Annotated in this window: 15 protein-coding genes; 11 read left to right on the forward strand and 4 right to left on the reverse strand. The window is 41.9% G+C overall.

Annotation, left to right across the window (positions count from 1 at the left end; all coding sequences use genetic code 11):
- Position 1 precedes the first annotated feature (1 nt).
- The gene (trxA, locus tag VY86_RS06610) at positions 2-328 is read right to left on the reverse strand and encodes a thioredoxin TrxA (protein WP_046974376.1); all 327 of its coding nucleotides are present in this window, start codon (positions 326-328) and stop codon (positions 2-4) included.
- 118 nt (positions 329-446) lie between these two features.
- Here trxA and rhlB point away from each other — a divergent pair, with 118 nt between their 5' ends.
- The gene (gene rhlB / locus VY86_RS06615) at positions 447-1,733 is read left to right on the forward strand and encodes an ATP-dependent RNA helicase RhlB (protein ID WP_046974377.1); all 1,287 of its coding nucleotides are present in this window, start codon (positions 447-449) and stop codon (positions 1,731-1,733) included.
- 8 nt (positions 1,734-1,741) lie between these two features.
- On the forward strand, positions 1,742-3,241 hold the full coding sequence (gene gppA / locus VY86_RS06620) for a guanosine-5'-triphosphate,3'-diphosphate diphosphatase (RefSeq protein WP_046976752.1): 1,500 nt from the start codon (positions 1,742-1,744) through the stop codon (positions 3,239-3,241).
- Between the two features lie 54 nt (positions 3,242-3,295).
- Here gppA and rep read toward each other — a convergent pair whose 3' ends face one another.
- Positions 3,296-5,323 carry a DNA helicase Rep gene (gene rep / locus VY86_RS06625; protein WP_046974378.1) on the reverse strand — a complete coding sequence of 676 codons (2,028 nt, stop codon included), beginning with the start codon at positions 5,321-5,323 and terminating at the stop codon, positions 3,296-3,298.
- A gap of 172 nt (positions 5,324-5,495) precedes the next feature.
- The gene (gene ilvC, locus VY86_RS06630; RefSeq protein WP_046974379.1) at positions 5,496-6,974 is read right to left on the reverse strand and encodes a ketol-acid reductoisomerase; all 1,479 of its coding nucleotides are present in this window, start codon (positions 6,972-6,974) and stop codon (positions 5,496-5,498) included.
- A 190-nt stretch (positions 6,975-7,164) separates the two neighbouring features.
- Between ilvC and ilvY the strand changes: the two genes are divergently transcribed.
- A complete protein-coding gene (gene ilvY / locus VY86_RS06635) occupies positions 7,165-8,046 on the forward strand; it encodes an HTH-type transcriptional activator IlvY (RefSeq protein ID WP_046974380.1) in 882 nt (293 codons plus the stop codon).
- A 588-nt stretch (positions 8,047-8,634) separates the two neighbouring features.
- Complete coding sequence (locus VY86_RS06640; protein ID WP_046974381.1) at positions 8,635-9,474, forward strand: AraC family transcriptional regulator; 840 nt, start codon at positions 8,635-8,637, stop codon at positions 9,472-9,474.
- 234 nt (positions 9,475-9,708) lie between these two features.
- Here the strand turns inward: VY86_RS06640 and VY86_RS06645 are convergent, their stop codons facing one another.
- Complete coding sequence (locus VY86_RS06645; RefSeq protein ID WP_046974382.1) at positions 9,709-10,794, reverse strand: flavin-containing monooxygenase; 1,086 nt, start codon at positions 10,792-10,794, stop codon at positions 9,709-9,711.
- Positions 10,795-11,186: 392 nt separating this feature from the next.
- On the opposite strand from VY86_RS06645, the gene VY86_RS06650 reads away from it, so the two are divergent.
- The 7 genes from VY86_RS06650 (at position 11,187) to VY86_RS06680 (ending at position 17,315) form a co-directional block, all read left to right on the forward strand.
- Positions 11,187-12,365, forward strand: coding sequence for a LuxE/PaaK family acyltransferase (locus tag VY86_RS06650; RefSeq protein WP_046974383.1), 1,179 nt, complete (start codon positions 11,187-11,189; stop codon positions 12,363-12,365).
- Positions 12,366-12,381: 16 nt separating this feature from the next.
- Positions 12,382-12,738, forward strand: a complete 357-nt coding sequence (locus VY86_RS06655) for an iron-sulfur cluster assembly scaffold protein (RefSeq protein WP_021322824.1) — start codon at positions 12,382-12,384, stop codon at positions 12,736-12,738.
- Entirely contained in the window at positions 12,735-13,925 is a 1,191-nt protein-coding gene (locus VY86_RS06660) for a cysteine desulfurase family protein (protein ID WP_046974384.1), read from the forward strand. Before VY86_RS06655 ends, VY86_RS06660 begins: the two co-directional genes overlap by 4 nt.
- A 119-nt stretch (positions 13,926-14,044) precedes the next feature.
- Entirely contained in the window at positions 14,045-14,281 is a 237-nt protein-coding gene (locus VY86_RS06665; RefSeq protein WP_021322826.1) for an acyl carrier protein, read from the forward strand.
- A gap of 154 nt (positions 14,282-14,435) precedes the next feature.
- Entirely contained in the window at positions 14,436-15,701 is a 1,266-nt protein-coding gene (locus tag VY86_RS06670) for a beta-ketoacyl-[acyl-carrier-protein] synthase family protein (RefSeq protein WP_046974385.1), read from the forward strand.
- The gene (locus tag VY86_RS06675) at positions 15,698-16,513 is read left to right on the forward strand and encodes a MaoC/PaaZ C-terminal domain-containing protein (protein WP_046974386.1); all 816 of its coding nucleotides are present in this window, start codon (positions 15,698-15,700) and stop codon (positions 16,511-16,513) included. Before VY86_RS06670 ends, VY86_RS06675 begins: the two co-directional genes overlap by 4 nt.
- Before the next feature lie 58 nt (positions 16,514-16,571).
- Positions 16,572-17,315: an SDR family oxidoreductase gene (locus tag VY86_RS06680; RefSeq protein ID WP_046974387.1), complete on the forward strand. Its 744-nt coding sequence runs from the start codon at positions 16,572-16,574 to the stop codon at positions 17,313-17,315.
- The last annotated feature ends 99 nt before the right edge of the window (positions 17,316-17,414 follow it).

A 17,414-nucleotide genomic window follows, 5' to 3' on the forward strand; every position in this document is an offset into this window, starting at 1 on the left:
ATCAGAGATTAGCATCCAAAAATTCTTTCAATTGAGTTTTTGACAGTGCTCCCACTTTGGTAGCGGCAACCTGACCGTCTTTAAACAGTAACAGTGTAGGAATACCACGGATACCATACTTAGGAGCAGTTGCCGGATTGTCATCAATGTTCAGTTTAGCAATCGTCAGTCTACCTGAATATTCTGGGGCGATTTCATCTAAGATAGGTGCAATCATTTTACATGGTCCACACCATGCTGCCCAAAAATCGACAAGAACCGGACCAGCGGCGTTAAGCACATCAGTATCAAAGCCAGCATCACTCAAATGAATAATTTTATCGCTCATTTTTTACTCCAAAGAATAATTTTTTACCATGCTAGTGTAACATTACTGACATAAGCTTGCCTTTATTTCCGTGGATACACTTTCGTAAAACAATGGTTAACTGATATTCTACCACACTATGAGTAAAACACACTTGACAGAAAAGAAGTTTTCCGACTTCGCCTTGCACCCCAAGGTCATAGAAGCTCTTGATAACAAGGGTTTTTCTAATTGTACGCCGATACAAGCACTGACATTGCCTTTCACTGTCGAAGGTCGTGATGTCGCGGGGCAAGCGCAAACAGGTACTGGGAAGACGTTAGCATTTTTGGCGTCTGCTTTTCATTATTTACTGACTCATCCCGCAGCGAAGGAGCGTCAGACCAATCAGCCAAGAGCGCTGATTATGGCTCCTACCCGCGAACTGGCTGTACAGATTTACTCTGATGCAGAAGATCTAGCACAGGCAACGGGATTAAAGATGGGTCTTGCCTATGGCGGTGATGGTTACGACAAGCAGCTGAAAGTGCTGGAATCCGGTGTTGACATTCTTATCGGCACGACCGGACGTTTGATTGACTATGCCAAACAAGAGCATATCAACCTGAATGCAATTCAAGTTGTCGTTCTTGATGAAGCTGATCGTATGTACGATCTGGGTTTTATCAAAGATATTCGCTGGCTATTCCGCCGGATGCCTCCTGCAAATGAGCGCATGAACCTGCTGTTTTCTGCCACGCTCTCTTACCGGGTCCGGGAACTGGCATTTGAGCAAATGAACCATGCAGAATATGTAGAGGTGGAACCGTTACAAAAAACAGGGCACCGCATCCGCGAAGAGCTGTTTTATCCCTCTAATGAAGAAAAGATGCGTCTGCTTCAAACGTTATTGGAAGAAGAGTGGCCTGATCGCTGCATTATTTTCGCCAACACAAAACATCGTTGTGAAGATATCTGGGCTCATCTGGCTGCTGACGGGCATCGAGTTGGTCTGCTAACCGGTGATGTGGCACAGAAAAAAAGATTACGCATTCTGGAAGAATTCAGCAACGGCAACATTGATATTTTAGTTGCAACGGATGTAGCAGCCCGCGGATTGCATATTCCTTCCGTAACCCATGTTTTTAACTATGACTTACCAGATGACTGCGAGGATTATGTTCACCGCATTGGTCGTACTGGTCGTGCAGGTGAAAGTGGCCACTCAATCAGCCTGGCCTGTGAAGAATATGCTCTGAACCTGCCAGCGATTGAAGATTATATTCAGCACCATATCCCTGTCAGCAAATATAACAGTCATGCATTGCTGAAAGATTTACCGGTTCCTAAACGCCGCCACCGTTCGCGTTCAGGGCACCATCAGCGCCGTAATACTTTATCGCATCGCAATAATACACCACGTAATAACCGTAAACGTTCAGGCTGAATTAAATGATGCTGAGTTCTTCTTCGCTCTATGCGGCTATCGACTTGGGTTCAAACAGTTTCCATATGCTGGTTGTGCGTGAAATATCCGGCAGTATTCAAATACTGACACGAATCAAACGTAAAGTAAGACTGGCCACGGGACTGGATAAAAATAACCACCTATCTCAACAAGCAATGGAGAGAGGTTGGCAATGTCTCAGGGTTTTTTCTGAACGCTTACAGGATATACCACCATCACAAATCCGCGTTGTTGCTACAGCAACTTTGCGTATCGCCGGAAATTCAGGTGAATTTGTGAAAAAAGCATCAGAAATCCTTGGTTGCCCGGTTACAGTAATCAGCGGCGAAGATGAAGCTCGGCTTATTTATCAAGGTGTTGCCCACACAACCGGTGGCCCTGAAAAACGTTTAGTCGTAGATATTGGCGGGGCAAGTACAGAACTGGTCACTGGGAATAGGGCAAAAGCCACCCAGTTATCCAGCCTGAGTATGGGCTGTGTTACCTGGCTTGAATGCTACTTTCATGACCGCAGCCTAACGGAAGAAAATTTCGCCAAAGCCGAAGCGGCCGCACATGAAACGCTGAAAGCTATTGCTCCAAAGCTTATCGAACAAGGCTGGCAAATCTGTGTCGGAGCCTCCGGCACCGTTCAGGCTCTGCAAGAAATCATGATTGCTCAGGGTATGGATGAGCTGATCACTTTGCCAAAACTCCAGGGACTCAAACATAAAGCAATTGAATGCGGTAAGCTGGAAGAGCTGGAAATAGAGGGATTGACGCTGGAGCGGGCTCTGGTTTTCCCTAGTGGTCTGGCTATCTTGATAGCTATTTTTCAGGCATTAAATATTGAAAGTATGATCCTTGCGGGCGGCGCTTTACGAGAAGGCCTTGTCTACGGCATGCTGGATTTGCCGATAGAACAAGATATTCACACCAGAACCCTACGTAATATACAACGTCGTTTTCAGTTGGATGCTGAACAATCTCAACGGGTCAAACAATTGGCTGAGCACTTCTTACAACAAATTGCTAAACCTTGGGAGCTGGATAGCCGATGTCATGAATTATTACAAAGCGCTTGCCTGATACATGAAATTGGGTTGAGTGTTGATTTCCATCAAGCCCCCTCACACGCAGCCTATCTTATCAATTACCTCGATCTCCCTGGCTATACTCCTGCACAGAAAAAACTATTAGCCACACTGCTGAAGAACCAAAGTGGCACGATTGATTTGATTTCCTTCAGTCAACAAAACACTTTGCCTCTGAAACAAGTTCAACGTTTATGCCGCCTGCTGCGGTTGGCTATCATATTCACCAGCCGTCGCCGAGATAACACACTCCCAGCTGCTCTGGGTTTAAAAGTGATTGGTGAAACGCTGATGGTAACGCTGCCTCATGACTGGCTAATTCAACACCCTCTGCGGGCGGAATCTTTACAGCAGGAAATTCAGTGGCAAAGTCATGTTCAATGGTCACTTGTTTTGGAAGAACAGATTAGCTAAGAAACTCAATCATTTTCCCTGTATCTCTCTGATACAGGGAATCTTTAATCTATATTACTGCTTATTTTTTTGCCCAAGACCTAAACGCGACTTAATATCCGCAATGCGCGACTGCCCTTTTTGCATTCTCTCTTCAGCAGTAACTATCTTTTTATCTTGCGGCCAATGTAAATCATCCTGTGGCAACTCATGTAAAAAACGGCTTGGTTCAGGACGGATTAATTCACCATATTGGCGACGCTCTTTACATAAAGTAAAAAATAACTCCCGTTGAGCGCGAGTGATTCCCACATAAGCCAATCGTCGTTCTTCATCAATATTTTCTTCATCAATACTGCTCTGATGAGGTAATAGCCCTTCTTCCATACCGACCAAAAACACATAGGGAAACTCTAATCCTTTAGAGGCATGCAGAGTCATCAATTGCACCTGATCAAACTCTTCACCCTCTTCTCCCCGCTCCAGCATATCCCGCAATGTGAAACGCGTGACTACCTGAGATAAAGTCATTGGTTCGTTCAATTCATCACCCTCCAGCATTTCACTCATCCAAGTAAATAGCTGATTAATATTTTTCATCCGCATTTCAGCGGCTTTCGGGCTCGGTGATGTTTCGTACAGCCAGCTTTCATAATCCATACCATGCAGCAAATCACGCACCGCCAGCAAAGGTTCCTGCTCAACCTGACAGGCTATCTCATCCATCCAATGAGTAAAACGCTGTAGTGCCGCCAACCCACGGCCAGTCAGGCTTTGTTCCAAACCAAGATCAAAGCTCGCCTGATAGAGGCTTTTATTACGCTGGTTCGCCCACTCACTCAATTTTTGAATTGTAGCCGCACCAATTTCACGTCTTGGCGTATTAACAATCCGCAGGAATGCGCTGTCATCCTCAGGATTAGTCAGCACCCGCAGATAAGCCAGCAGATCTTTAATTTCAGGGCGAGCAAAGAAAGAAGTACCGCCAGAAATCCGGTAAGGAATGCGGTTTTGCATCAGCATTTTTTCAAACACCCGGGATTGATGATTTCCCCGATAGAGAATAGCGTAGTCTTTATATTGGGTTTTATTGATAAAGTGATGTGCAATCAGTTCCCCGACAACTTTTTCCGCTTCATGCTCTTCATTATTAGCCATAATGACTTTCAGCGGATCACCATAACCCAGTTCAGAAAAAAGGCGCTTTTCAAACACATGAGGATTATTTGCAATCAAAATATTAGCCGCTTTCAGAATACAACCGGAAGAACGGTAGTTTTGCTCTAGTTTGATCACATTAAGCTTCGGAAAATCCTCTTTCAGTAACACCAGATTTTGTGGTCTTGCGCCGCGCCATGAATAGATCGACTGGTCATCATCACCCACCACCGTAAAACGGGCCCTTTGTCCCACCAGCAATTTAACCAGTTGATATTGACTGGTATTGGTGTCCTGATATTCATCTACCAACAAATAACGGATACGGTTTTGCCAACGTTCCCTTACCTCTTCATCACGCTGCATCAGCAATGTCGGTTTGGTAATCAGATCGTCAAAATCCAATACATTACAGCTCGCCAGGTGCAAATCATAACGGCGATAACATTCAGCAAACTGATGCTCTTGAGCAGAACGAGCTAATGCCGTAGCTTGTTGAGGAGAAAGCAGATCATTTTTCCAGTTTGAAATGGAAGAGATCAATTTTTGTAGTAAATCTTTATCTCCTTCCAGTAAATCGGCTGTCAAATCTTTCAGTAGAGCCATCTGGTCCTGATCATCAAACAATGAGAAATTGCTTTTCATTCCCAATGCTTTGTACTCGCGCTTAATGATTTCCAATCCCAGCGTATGGAAAGTAGAGATCATTAACCCCTTAGCCTCTTTGCGTCCCAAAGTTTGTGCTATACGCTCTTTCATTTCCCGAGCGGCTTTATTAGTAAAAGTAACAGCAGTGATATGACGAGGCTGATAACCACAAATACGGATAAGATGGGCAATCTTATTCGTGATCACTCTAGTTTTGCCGGAACCCGCCCCCGCCAAGACCAGACAAGGACCGGTAACAAATTCAACTGCTTGTTGTTGGCTGGGATTTAATCGCATGATGTTTAATGAGTTATATCAGGACAGTGCTTCGAGGCTGGAATTGTAGCAGAAAGAGGGAGAGGAAACGCCGTTTTCTTTAATTAAGGAAAAGAAGCCCTACAGGTTGATAATATTAAATTTCAAGGGACGAATTTTATTTCGCCCCCCTATCCTTAACTAAAATCTGATATTAACCACCAACAGAAATACGCTTCATATCTGTCATATAGCCACGTAATATACGGCCAACGACTTCAATTGGGTGGTTACGGATAGCCTCGTTAACATCACGCAACTGGGCATTATCAATACCACTATCCGTAACAGACTTACCTAAATCACCTGCCTGTAGTGAACCTATAAACTTCTCTTTCAGCAATGGAACCGCAACATGAGAGAACAAATAGTTACCATATTCGGCGGTATCAGAAATAACCACGTTCATTTCATACAGACGCTTACGAGAGATTGTATTAGCAATCAGCGGCAATTCATGTAGAGATTCATAATATGCAGATTCAGCAATGATACCGGTATTCACCATAATTTCGAATGCCAGTTCAACCCCGGCTTTCACCATAGCAACCATCAAAACGCCATGATCAAAGTATTCCTGTTCACTGATTTTGCCATCATATTCAGGTGAATTCTCAAACGCAGTGTTACCCGTTTCCTCACGCCAATCTAACAAATTCTTATCATCATTGGCCCAGTCAGCCATCATACCGGAAGAAAATTCACCAGAAATGATATCATCCATATGTTTCTGGAACAGTGGCGTCATGATCTCTTTCAACTGCTCAGACAGAGCATATGCACGCAGTTTTGCCGGATTAGACAAACGATCCATCATCAGGGTAATACCACCTTGCTTCAGTGCTTCCGTGATGGTTTCCCAACCAAACTGGATCAGCTTTCCGGCATAGCCCGGTTCCGCACCTTCCGCCACCAGCTGGTCATAACACAGCAATGAGCCTGCCTGTAGCATACCGCACAGAATGGTTTGTTCACCCATCAAATCAGATTTCACTTCAGCAACGAAAGACGATTCCAGAACGCCTGCACGATGACCACCTGTTGCCGCTGCCCATGCCTTAGCGATCGCCATCCCTTCACCTTTCGGATCGTTTTCCGGGTGAACCGCGATCAAGGTAGGAACACCAAAACCACGTTTGTATTCTTCACGAACTTCAGTGCCAGGGCACTTAGGCGCTGCCATCACAACGGTGATGTCTTTACGGATCTGCTCACCAACTTCAACGATATTGAAACCATGAGAGTAACCCAGCGCAGCACCTTCTTTCATCAGCGGCTGAACTGCGCAAACAACAGAAGAGTGTTGTTTATCCGGCGTCAGGTTGACAACCAAATCAGCCTGCGGAATCAGCTCTTCATAAGTACCAACCTGAAAACCATTTTCGGTTGCTTTACGCCACGAAACCCGTTTTTCTTCAATAGCCTCTTTACGCAAGGCATAAGCGATATCCAAACCGGAGTCACGCATGTTCAGACCTTGATTCAGCCCCTGCGCACCGCAACCAACGATGACCACTTTTTTACCTTTTAAATATCCTGCCTCATCAACAAACTCTTCCCGCGCCATAAAACGACATTTACCTAACTGCGCCAACTGCTGACGCAAATTCAGTGTATTAAAATAATTAGCCATTAGTGACTCCGTTATCATGTTGTGTTCAGCAATCAAGCGCTGCGACTATTTTTTAAATTTCCCCACCCCATGAGGTGTTTGTATATTTTTAATATATGACATGAAAGGCATTGCTTAAATTGATATATTAACAATACCGCATTGCATTTTATGCAATACTGATTATAGGGCAGGAAAAGGAGAATGGACTATGGATATACGTGATCTCAAACTGTTTCTGCATCTGGCTGAAAGCTGCCATTTTGGCCGCACAGCAAAAGCAATGCACGTCAGTCCATCCACACTATCCCGCCAAATCCAGCGTATTGAAGATATATTGGGGCATCCATTATTCTTACGGGATAATCGCACCGTAAAGCTGACATTTGCCGGCGAGCAATTTAAACAGTTCTCCCAACAGACACTATTGCAATATCAGCAGCTACAGCACTCATTGAATCAGCAAAGCCCTTCCCTAAGTGGCGAATTACGCCTGTTTTGCTCAGTGACTGCGGCTTACAGCCACTTACCACAGATCCTTGATCGTTTCCGCGCAGAGCATCCTCTGGTTGAAATCAAACTCACTACCGGTGATGCCGCAGATGCAGTCAATAAGATACAGTCTAATGATGCCGATTTAGGAATCGCCGGTAAGCCGGAAAAATTGCCAGATAATGTCAGTTTCACCAAAATCGGTGAAGTACCGTTGGTACTGATCTCGCCTTCCCTTCCCTGTACTGTACGGGCACTCGCCACACAAGAGTGCCCCGACTGGAATAACATTCCCTTTATTTTGCCGGAGCACGGCCCTTCACGTAAGCGCATTGAGTTCTGGTTTCGCCACCATAAAATTAACAACCCATTGATTTACGCTACAGTGTCCGGTCACGAAGCCATTGTTTCTATGGTTGCATTAGGTTGTGGCGTTGCATTAATTCCCAACGTAGTGGTAGAGAACAGTCCTGAACCAGTACGCAATCGCATATCGTTACTGGACAATATTTCTCTGGTGGATCCGTTCGAATTAGGTATATGTGTACAGAGAAAACGGCTGAATGAACCCTTGATTAAAGCATTTTGGGGGTTGTTATAAGGAACTGCGTTAGCAGGTGTTCTTGTTCATTACAAGTCTGATATCACTCACTTTTGGCATTATTCCAATATACTTATGATTCATGTGACATAATTCACAAAGAACATAAAAAAATAACCATATTGTTTTCATGATAATATGTTTAATATAAGTTATAAGTAATCAATAATAATTATATGAAAACATTAGTCCCTGATTAAATTTTTGGTCATTAATTATGTTACTAAAGAAAATACTTTTAATTATATCAATTGAATAATAGCCATTTAACTCTGAGAAATTCAGGCGTTGTTGAAATTGGCTAGTAAAAACAACAACATTGAATATTCCACCGTCTGAAAACACAGTGGAAAGTGATTCTTTTTCTATGTCATAATAATATCTTATAATAATGAAATAATTTCTTACTTGATATTACAGGAGGTATTTTAAATTTCACAGAAAGCATTTAACAATATTTTCATGATATAGTTACCAATAATAATCACTTAAGATTTAATTTAATTGAAAAATAATATCATTAATTTATCATAATTATATAAAACAATTAATTCAAACACACAAAATGATTTAATAAAGGAAAATATTATGTTACATAAAATAGACAAAGCACCATATTTTATTAAATTCTATAAATTCCACCTACAAGATCTCGTTTTCTCTTATAATATGAAAACAGAGTGGCATCACCATCCTTGCATACAATTAAGTGTATCGCCACATAATTCACTGATGAGAATTGACACTGAAAATGAATCGAAACAAGCGCATGGATTCATTATTTCTTCTAATATTAAACATAAATTACATTCAGAAGGACAACCCTGTTTTAATTTACTGATAGATCCAGCCAATCCCCTATACCATCTATTATCACATCAGATGATGGGTTCAGATATAATATATTTAAGTCAAGAATCATCCGATTTGATAGCAAATTATTTTATTAATTGTTTACAATCAGAAACCGCTCCAGATATTTTTATCCTAAACAACCTATTAGGTGAAATAGAAGACTGTCACTGTTATCAGGATAAACGGATCATGAAAGCTGCCTCTCTTATCACTGAATTACCCGTTAAATGTATATCTTCCCGTGAAATATCAGATCAGCTCTATTTATCAGAAAGTCGGTTCTTACATCTATTTCGGGAAAAAATGGGGACTAATTTCCGCAGTTATCTATTATGGAAACGTCTGCATCATGCTATTAATGAGATACATTTATCGGACTCACTGACGTTATTAGCTTGTAATAGCGGATTTTCCGACAGTGCACATTTCAGTCGTACCTGTATGATGCTATATGGGTTAAGGCCTTCTGAATTAAAAAATGCCAGTATGAATAGAACGCAACAATCACAACAAAAACAATCCAATTTTTCATCAGCGTTAGCAGGTTTAAATTTTCCAAGACAGAATATCTAAATCATGAATAAATAGTATTTTTGATAAATTATCTAAAATAAATAAATTCTATTTATAGTTATCATTATCAAATCCAATATGTTAGCGATTCTGTATCATTCTATTCTCAATATTATGCAATCTTAGTAATGATACAGAATTCAGAATAACAACATATCCATACCACCCAATAACCCATGAATTCACAACAAATAAAACATACAGAGTGGAATATCACTATCCTATATTAATTATTCATTTTAATGATACATGCTCTTTTAGATAATTTTCTACCCATTTAGCTACTCGGCTTGTGTCTTTATAAGCACCTAACATAAGCTCAGAACCACGGCTACTCAACCATTTCCGCCCGACGATAAATAACCCAGGGTAAGGTGTTTTCCCACCTTCTTCATGCCCATTTTTACAAACGAATCCGTTGACATCCGCAACACCGGGAAGAGTTAACCACACCGTATTATCTTTATACCCCAAACACCAGATAACAGTATCGACCTCATATTGATTGCCAGACAAATCACATAACTTATTATCTTTTATATCAACTAATCTATTCGCTATTTTTATACCAAAAGCGGCTAACCGGTGGTTTTTCAGCTCTCCACAAGGAATGGGATTACGCCGCCGCATAATTTTCCCTACCAGACTGTAATAATTGGCAAACAACAGACCGCTTTTACTTAACCACCAAAAGATATCTTTGCCCATTATTCTATTAGGTAAGAGAGGACGGTAAGAGCCACAAAATAACGTCACCTTCGCTGTCGCCGCTAAATCTTTGGCAATCTGGCGACCACTGGCACCATCACCAACAACAGCGACTCTGCTGCCTGCTTTAATTTGTTTAGGTTCCTTATACTGATCCGCCCCAATTTGCTGTATATCAGTAGACAGTTGTACAGAAAGTACCGGAATATCAGCTAATTGATTAGCTCCTGTTGCATTAACCAGACAAGGTGCGTTAAATACTTTCCCATCTTTTGTTTTAACGCTATAGCCACTTTTATCATGCTTCACTTCAACCACTTCAGTTTGAGTATGTATCGTCAGGTTATGGTGTGAAGCATAACGCTCAAGGTAATCAGCAACTTCATGCTTATCCGGATAACCATCTTCAATTCCAGGAAACGGCAAGCCATGAAGCTGAGTCATACCACGTGAAGTGAATAACAACATATTATCAGGGCGTCTGCGCCACACATCACCAATACGCGCCTCTCGCTCTAATATGCAGACATTAATATTCTTAGCCGTGAGAATAGCAGCTAAACTTAATCCGGCTTGACCGGCACCCACAATTAAGCAATCCATTTTCATCATGCGTACTCGTTTTTAATTCGGAATTTATCTATATTTTATTTTTATCACTATCTCAATCTTAGGACAATGAAAAAACTTATAAAAAAACATTCAATAGATCAAAAAACAACGGACTTCACAAAAATATAAAACACAATTGAAAAAACCACTTGAATTAACTGGTCATATTCGTATTGAAGTGAGCATTTTGAATAAATCAGCTATTTTTATCATAATTTTAACAATATTGACAGATCCATATAATAATCAGAACAATAATATAGCCAATTTATTCAATAAAATGGAATTATTAATCACTATCCTTTTTTCCTACGTAACTTATGCTTTATTGCTATAACTTATAATAAACAAAGATGAGTTTATCGACTCTTTACCCTACCGGAGATGAAAAAATGGAAAATATCAAAAGTATATATGATGGTATAAAATCCCGTGGAGGCAATCCGCTGAAATGGTTAATGGCAGATGTCGACTTTCTCTATAAGCTGCCCAAAGAAGAGCAGCAAGAGTTAAAAACCTGTCTACTTAAAGATGCGTTTCATTTTCATTATCACAATAACCTTTACTATAGAGATATTTGTGAAAAACAAGGTATTAAGCCAGAAGATATCCAGGGTTATAATGATTTAGTTCGCATCCCACTGATACCTGTTGCAACTTATAAATCAGCCGAAAGTCATCGCTTATTAAGCAAACCACTCTCTGAAATCGAACATGAAATGCGTTCTACCGGCACGAGCGGAATTCCCAGTGTTTATCGCCGTTGCCACGATACGATGGACCACACAGTATTGGCTGTTTATTCTAATTATCGCAGCATGTTCAAATTATCTGGTGGTGCAGGCCTATGCTTATGCCCTTCAACAGAAGATATTCCAGAAATGGCGCTGGTCAAGATCTTTAATTTCCTGACAGGTTTATTAGATACCCGACGCTATATGATTAATCAGGATCGTTTTTCCCCGGAAGATTCGCTGAATCAATTAATCCAATGGAAAGGTAAATTTACCCGGCATTTAATCGGCCCTCCATTCATGATTCATCGTTTTATCACGTTCTTAAAAGAGAATAACACCAAACTCACTTTAGATAGCGATAGCATGGTGATCACTATGGGCGGCTGGAAGCGTTTTTCCGGGGATATGATCTCCCGCAGTGAACTCAATGCAGATATCGAAGAATGGATGGGAATTCCCGTATCCCGAACACGTGATATGTATGGTCTGGTTGAAGCAAACGTTCTCGCCATAGAAGATGAATATAATCATAAGCATGTTCCTCCTTATATTCATTTCTCCGTCCGTGATCCTAATGATTTATCACGCGAACTACCTGATGGTGAAACAGGGCAATTGGTGATCCTGGATCCACTTTCTGTTTCCACCCCAGGTATGTTACTGACAGAAGATTTGGTCTACTTGCGTACCGATCCTAACAAATCCTGGCGTAATTCTCAGCGGATTCAGTTTATTATGCGTACTGCCGCCGCTAAAGAGTTTGGTTGTTGTGCAGTCAACCTTGAGAGAAAAATGTCAGATGATGAAGCTGCCCCAACTACACCCGCTGTATAAATAGCAAGGTGGAATTATGTTTAACAACATCATTATTGACAACTTTTGCAATCCTGACTGCCAGGGGACGTTATCCAGCCCCGCAATTAAACTGGCGTTAGGCAATCCTGTCTGTGGTGACAAGGTTGATATCGACCTGACACTGGATAGTCAAGGGCGGGTAAATAATGCCTGTTTCCGCGCATGGGGATGCACAGCATCCCTGGCAATGTCGAACCAGTTTTGTCGCCACGTTAAAGGTAAGACTCTCGAAGAATTGAACGCATTATCACCTGAAGGAATTGATGCGTTATTAGGCGAGTTAGAACCCGCCCAGCAACACTGTCTTGATATGCTGCATAAGCTATTTGAGCAGTTAAAGGGAAAAATATGACAAGCCTATACTTCGACTACAACGCCACGACACCGCTAAGTGTTAAAGCCCAGTTGGCGATTAAAGATGCTTTGTCTGTTTTTGCTAATCCGTCCAGCCACTACAGCTTAAGCGACATGGCTAAAAATTTGCTCACTGACGCCAGGAGATCTATGGCATCATTAATGGGCACTGTACCTGAACAAATCCTGTTTACATCAGGAGGAACCGAAAGTAATAACCAGGCATTGTCCAGCCTGTTAGCAACGTTTTCCGGTTCGGATCTGTCTGCATATCATGTTATTAGCTCTTCTATTGAGCATCCGTCTGTTCTGGCGCCGTTACTCTGGTACCAACAACGCGGGCTCCAACTGACGCTGATCGATCCTGATAATCAGGGGCGGATAAGTGTACAAAGCATCCGGGAAAACCTGCGGCCACAAACACGCCTGATCACATTGATGGCGATTAACAACGAAACCGGAGTGATACAGCCCTATGAAGCTGTCGCCTCTTTAGCAAAAGAGGCTGGTATCTATTTACACATAGATGCAGTACAGGCTATTGGTAAACTTCCTTTTAGCTGTGACACGCTTTCTGGCATAACGACTGCCTCTTTCTCCGGCCATAAATTTAATGGCCCTAAAGGTATTGGTGGGCTCTATCATGCACCAGGTATTCAATTGAACCCCTTGCTGCACGGTGGCGGACAAGAACAAGGAATACGCAGCGGCACTGAAAACACTCTGGGCCTTGCAGGACTGGCGGCGGCAGCTAAAGAATCACTGAATGGATTGCAAGAACATTTCAATACCTGCAAAACGCTCAGAGAAACCTTGCTATCTCTGCTAGAGCAGCACCATGTTAGCTACCTAATTAATGGCAATACAAACCCAGCATTTCAGGCCCCCTGGACACTAAATTTAAGTTTCCCTGGCGTCCGTGCTGAATCATTAGCCAGCAGACTGGATTTATGTCACGGAGTCTCTTTATCTTTAGGATCAGCCTGTAGCAATAACAAATCAACACAACGTTCTCATGTTCTGGCGGCGATGGGGCTACCTAATGATCGTATCGATAGTGCAGTACGTATCAGTTTTGGATATACCACAAGCCAAAATGATATTGAGATGCTGGCTAGCGCGATTAAACAAGAAACTTATAACTTGCTGAAAATTTCGGGGAAACCGTTAAACACCCAGGAATAACAGCAAAACTGTATTTAAAAGACGGTGTAGCAGGAATAACTTATTTATTAACCATTAATACCTATATTACTGCACTTAAGCTCCGCCAACATTTCTTTATATTTTAAGGGGATATTAATATGAAACTGTTTGAATTACTGCAATCTCAAATTACTGAATTAACTGATATTGAACCAGAGGATATCACCCTTGACACCCTGCTTGATGATATTCACCTGGTAAGTCTGGATTTTGTCTCTATTCAGGTTGCTTTAAAAAGAGAAATGGGTATTCAGCTGAACTTCGATAAATTCCAGCGAAATGAAACAACGACAATCGGTGATTTTGTCAATTATGTCCGTGAATTAACAAAATAATCATTATTAATGTATTTGGATGTTAGCTGTCTATGACATATCACAGCATGGCTAACATTCATTTTTGTGATGCTTTTATCTACCAACCCCATTATTTGGTTGTATTAAAAAATAAAGCATGTCACCAGGAACTTACCTTTGGAGATAATGTTTCATGAATTTTCAAACTGGCTACCGCCGCGTTGCCATCACAGGCTATGGCTCTATCTGTTCTCTTGGGCAAAATACCCAGGAAATTTGGGATGCAATCCTAAACTATCGTGTAGGCTACAAAAAGGAAGTTCACCCAGATACTGCTGTCGTAGCAAAATTCTTCGGCAACATACCTTTTTCTCCTGATGTATCACGGTTTTCCAAAAAGCTGCTAAAGAACCTTCCCAAATTCAGCAAACTTGGACTGATTGCTGCGGATGAAGCAATCAAAATAGCATTTGGTCACGATAAAACCGCTCTTGATGAAAGCTATTCCCCTTTTGAACGAGGTGTCATTTTTGGTACTGGCTGGGGAGGAGAAGATGCAACCGTCGAAAACAGCAATTCCTACGCTGACCAAGGTATTGCCTCACCCATGACAAATATTATGTCTATGCATAGCGTAGGTACGGCGGCTATTTCAATGAACTGGAATCTACGGGGATATCAGAATACCCCGGTGGCAGCTTGTGCAACAGGCAGTATGGCAATAGGTGATGCTTTTGAACTTATCCGTAGCGGACGCACTAAAATGATGCTGGCAGGGGGCGGTGAAAGTATCAGAGATCCATTCATCGTCTGGAGCATTGATATCCTTGGTGCACTGAGCAAAGAACAGGAATCTGTCGAAAAAGCTTGCTGTCCATTCAGCAAAGATCGTAGTGGCTTTGTGATGTCAGAAGGTGCAGCAATATTATGTCTTGAAGATTATGACAGTGCTGTTGCCAGAGGAGCCAAAATACTGGCGGAAGTCGTCGGTTATGGAAATTACTCTGACGCATCAGATATGACAGCACCGGCACCAGATTGCCAAGGACGGGTTATGGCAATTCAGGCAGCACTGGAACAGGCCAAACTCTCCGCGTCAGATATTCACTATATCAATGCCCACGGCACATCAACCCCGTTAAACGACATTAACGAAACCGATGTTTTAAAAATGAGCCTGGGAGAACACGCCTACCGTATTCCTACTTCCAGTACAAAATCCTACACAGGCCATCTTATTGCCGGAGCAGGAGCAATTGAGTCCATTTTCTGTATTAAAGCAATGGAAACCGCAACTATTCCCGCGACTATGCACTTGAATAATCCTGATCCACTCTGCGATCTGGATTACGTCCCCAACACCCACCGAACTAACCAAGTTATTGATATTGCTTTAAATGTTAACTATGGATTCGGTGGCACAAACTGTGCACTTATTTTCAGGAAAGCCGACAGATGAACGTTCAATTCAGTAAAAAAGATCTCAGTCAATGGGCTAAATTCTCTGGAGATTATAACCCCATCCATTTTGATGAAAAAATCGCAAAAGAAGTCGGATTAGGCGGTATTGCCGTACACGGTATGCTGGCAATGATCCCTCTCAAAAGCGGATACGATTACTTGTCACAATCAAACGAGGGAATGGGCAGACAGTGGCACGTTAATTTGCGAAATCCAGTGCCTCTGGATGCCTGCTATTGCGTCAAAACTAAGCACACTGACCCGAATGGGAAAACAACCTTTAATCTGCAAGATGAAACAACAAGCCTGAAACCTTTGGTTGGTCATTATAGTCGTTTCGATTTTTCGAAAAAAACCCGATTTCCTGAAAAACCACAGTGTCAAGTTCCTATACAAGAGACAATAAAAAAATCTATTGAATTCAAAAACACCTTCCCCGAAGTCAATGAGTTCTGGATTTTTCTTGATGCCCTGATTTTTTATCTTTTCATGCAGCAAAGTGCAAAAACGGCACTAGCCACGGAATTTAAAACCTATTTCGGCAAACAGGGACATGATGAAATATGCCTCAAAGACCTTATCGTGTTGCATGTTATGCATACAGTGAGTTTTTCTCCAACCCTGCTCAATCGCCAAATCCCGGATGAAATGCCAAGCATCGAATATACGATCCTACCTAAGGATACATTCGACGTTGATGGTTCGTTATACGGTACGTTGGAAATTCCGATCTGGCTGAATGGAGAAATCTCTTTAGTTGTTGAAATGAGTCTGATGGGAACAACAAAAAGAAAGCAGGTTGCCAACTAAGGTTTGATGAATTCTGTACGGACAAACGGATGGCATAAAAATTTAGAGGAATAATTTAATGAATATCAACGCACCTTGGGTTTTTGTTTCAGGAGGATCACGTGGCATTGGCAAAGGCATAGTAAAAATGCTAGCTGCGCAAAACTACCATATGGTTTTTACCTACAAATCAAGCATAGATGAAGCGCAAACACTTTGTCAGGAAATTAAGCAGCAAGGTCACAGTTGTGAAGGCCATCAATGTGATGTCTCAAACGCGAAAGAAGTCTCAACCCTGTCGGCAGAACTTATCTCACGGCATGGTTCTCCCTATGCAATCATCAATAACGCCGGAATTACACAAGATGCGTTGCTGATAAACATGAAAGAAGAAGAGTGGCACAACGTGATTTCCACCAATCTTTCTTCTGTTTATTTAGTCAATCACACTTTTCTCCCTGAAATGATTATGGCTGGAGAAGGCTGCATTATCCACATGAGCTCGGTCACCGCATTTAAAGCTAACTCAGGGCAAGTTAACTACGCAGCAACCAAAGCCGCAATGATCGGTATTACCCGCTCATTAGCTGTTGAAGTTGGCCGATTTAATGTTCGGGTCAATACCGTTGCACCAGGCTTGATTGATACTGAAATGCTGAATCATATTCCAGCACCACACAGGAAAAAACTGTTATCTAACATCCCATTGGGTCGCTTGGGCTCAGTGGAAGATATTGCTATGACTATCAATTTCCTCCTCAGCCCCGGAGGACGCTACATTACCGGGCAAACATTCGTCATTGATGGCGGAATGACGGCCTGACCAGTTAAGCAGAATATCAATGATCCATATCCTGTGGTTATTTGTACCCAGATATTTATCTGGGTACTTAAAAAATGCCGTTAATCATTACCAGATAGC

It is taken from the genome of Photorhabdus thracensis (assembly GCF_001010285.1).
GTDB classification, from domain to species: Bacteria; Pseudomonadota; Gammaproteobacteria; order Enterobacterales; family Enterobacteriaceae; genus Photorhabdus; species Photorhabdus temperata.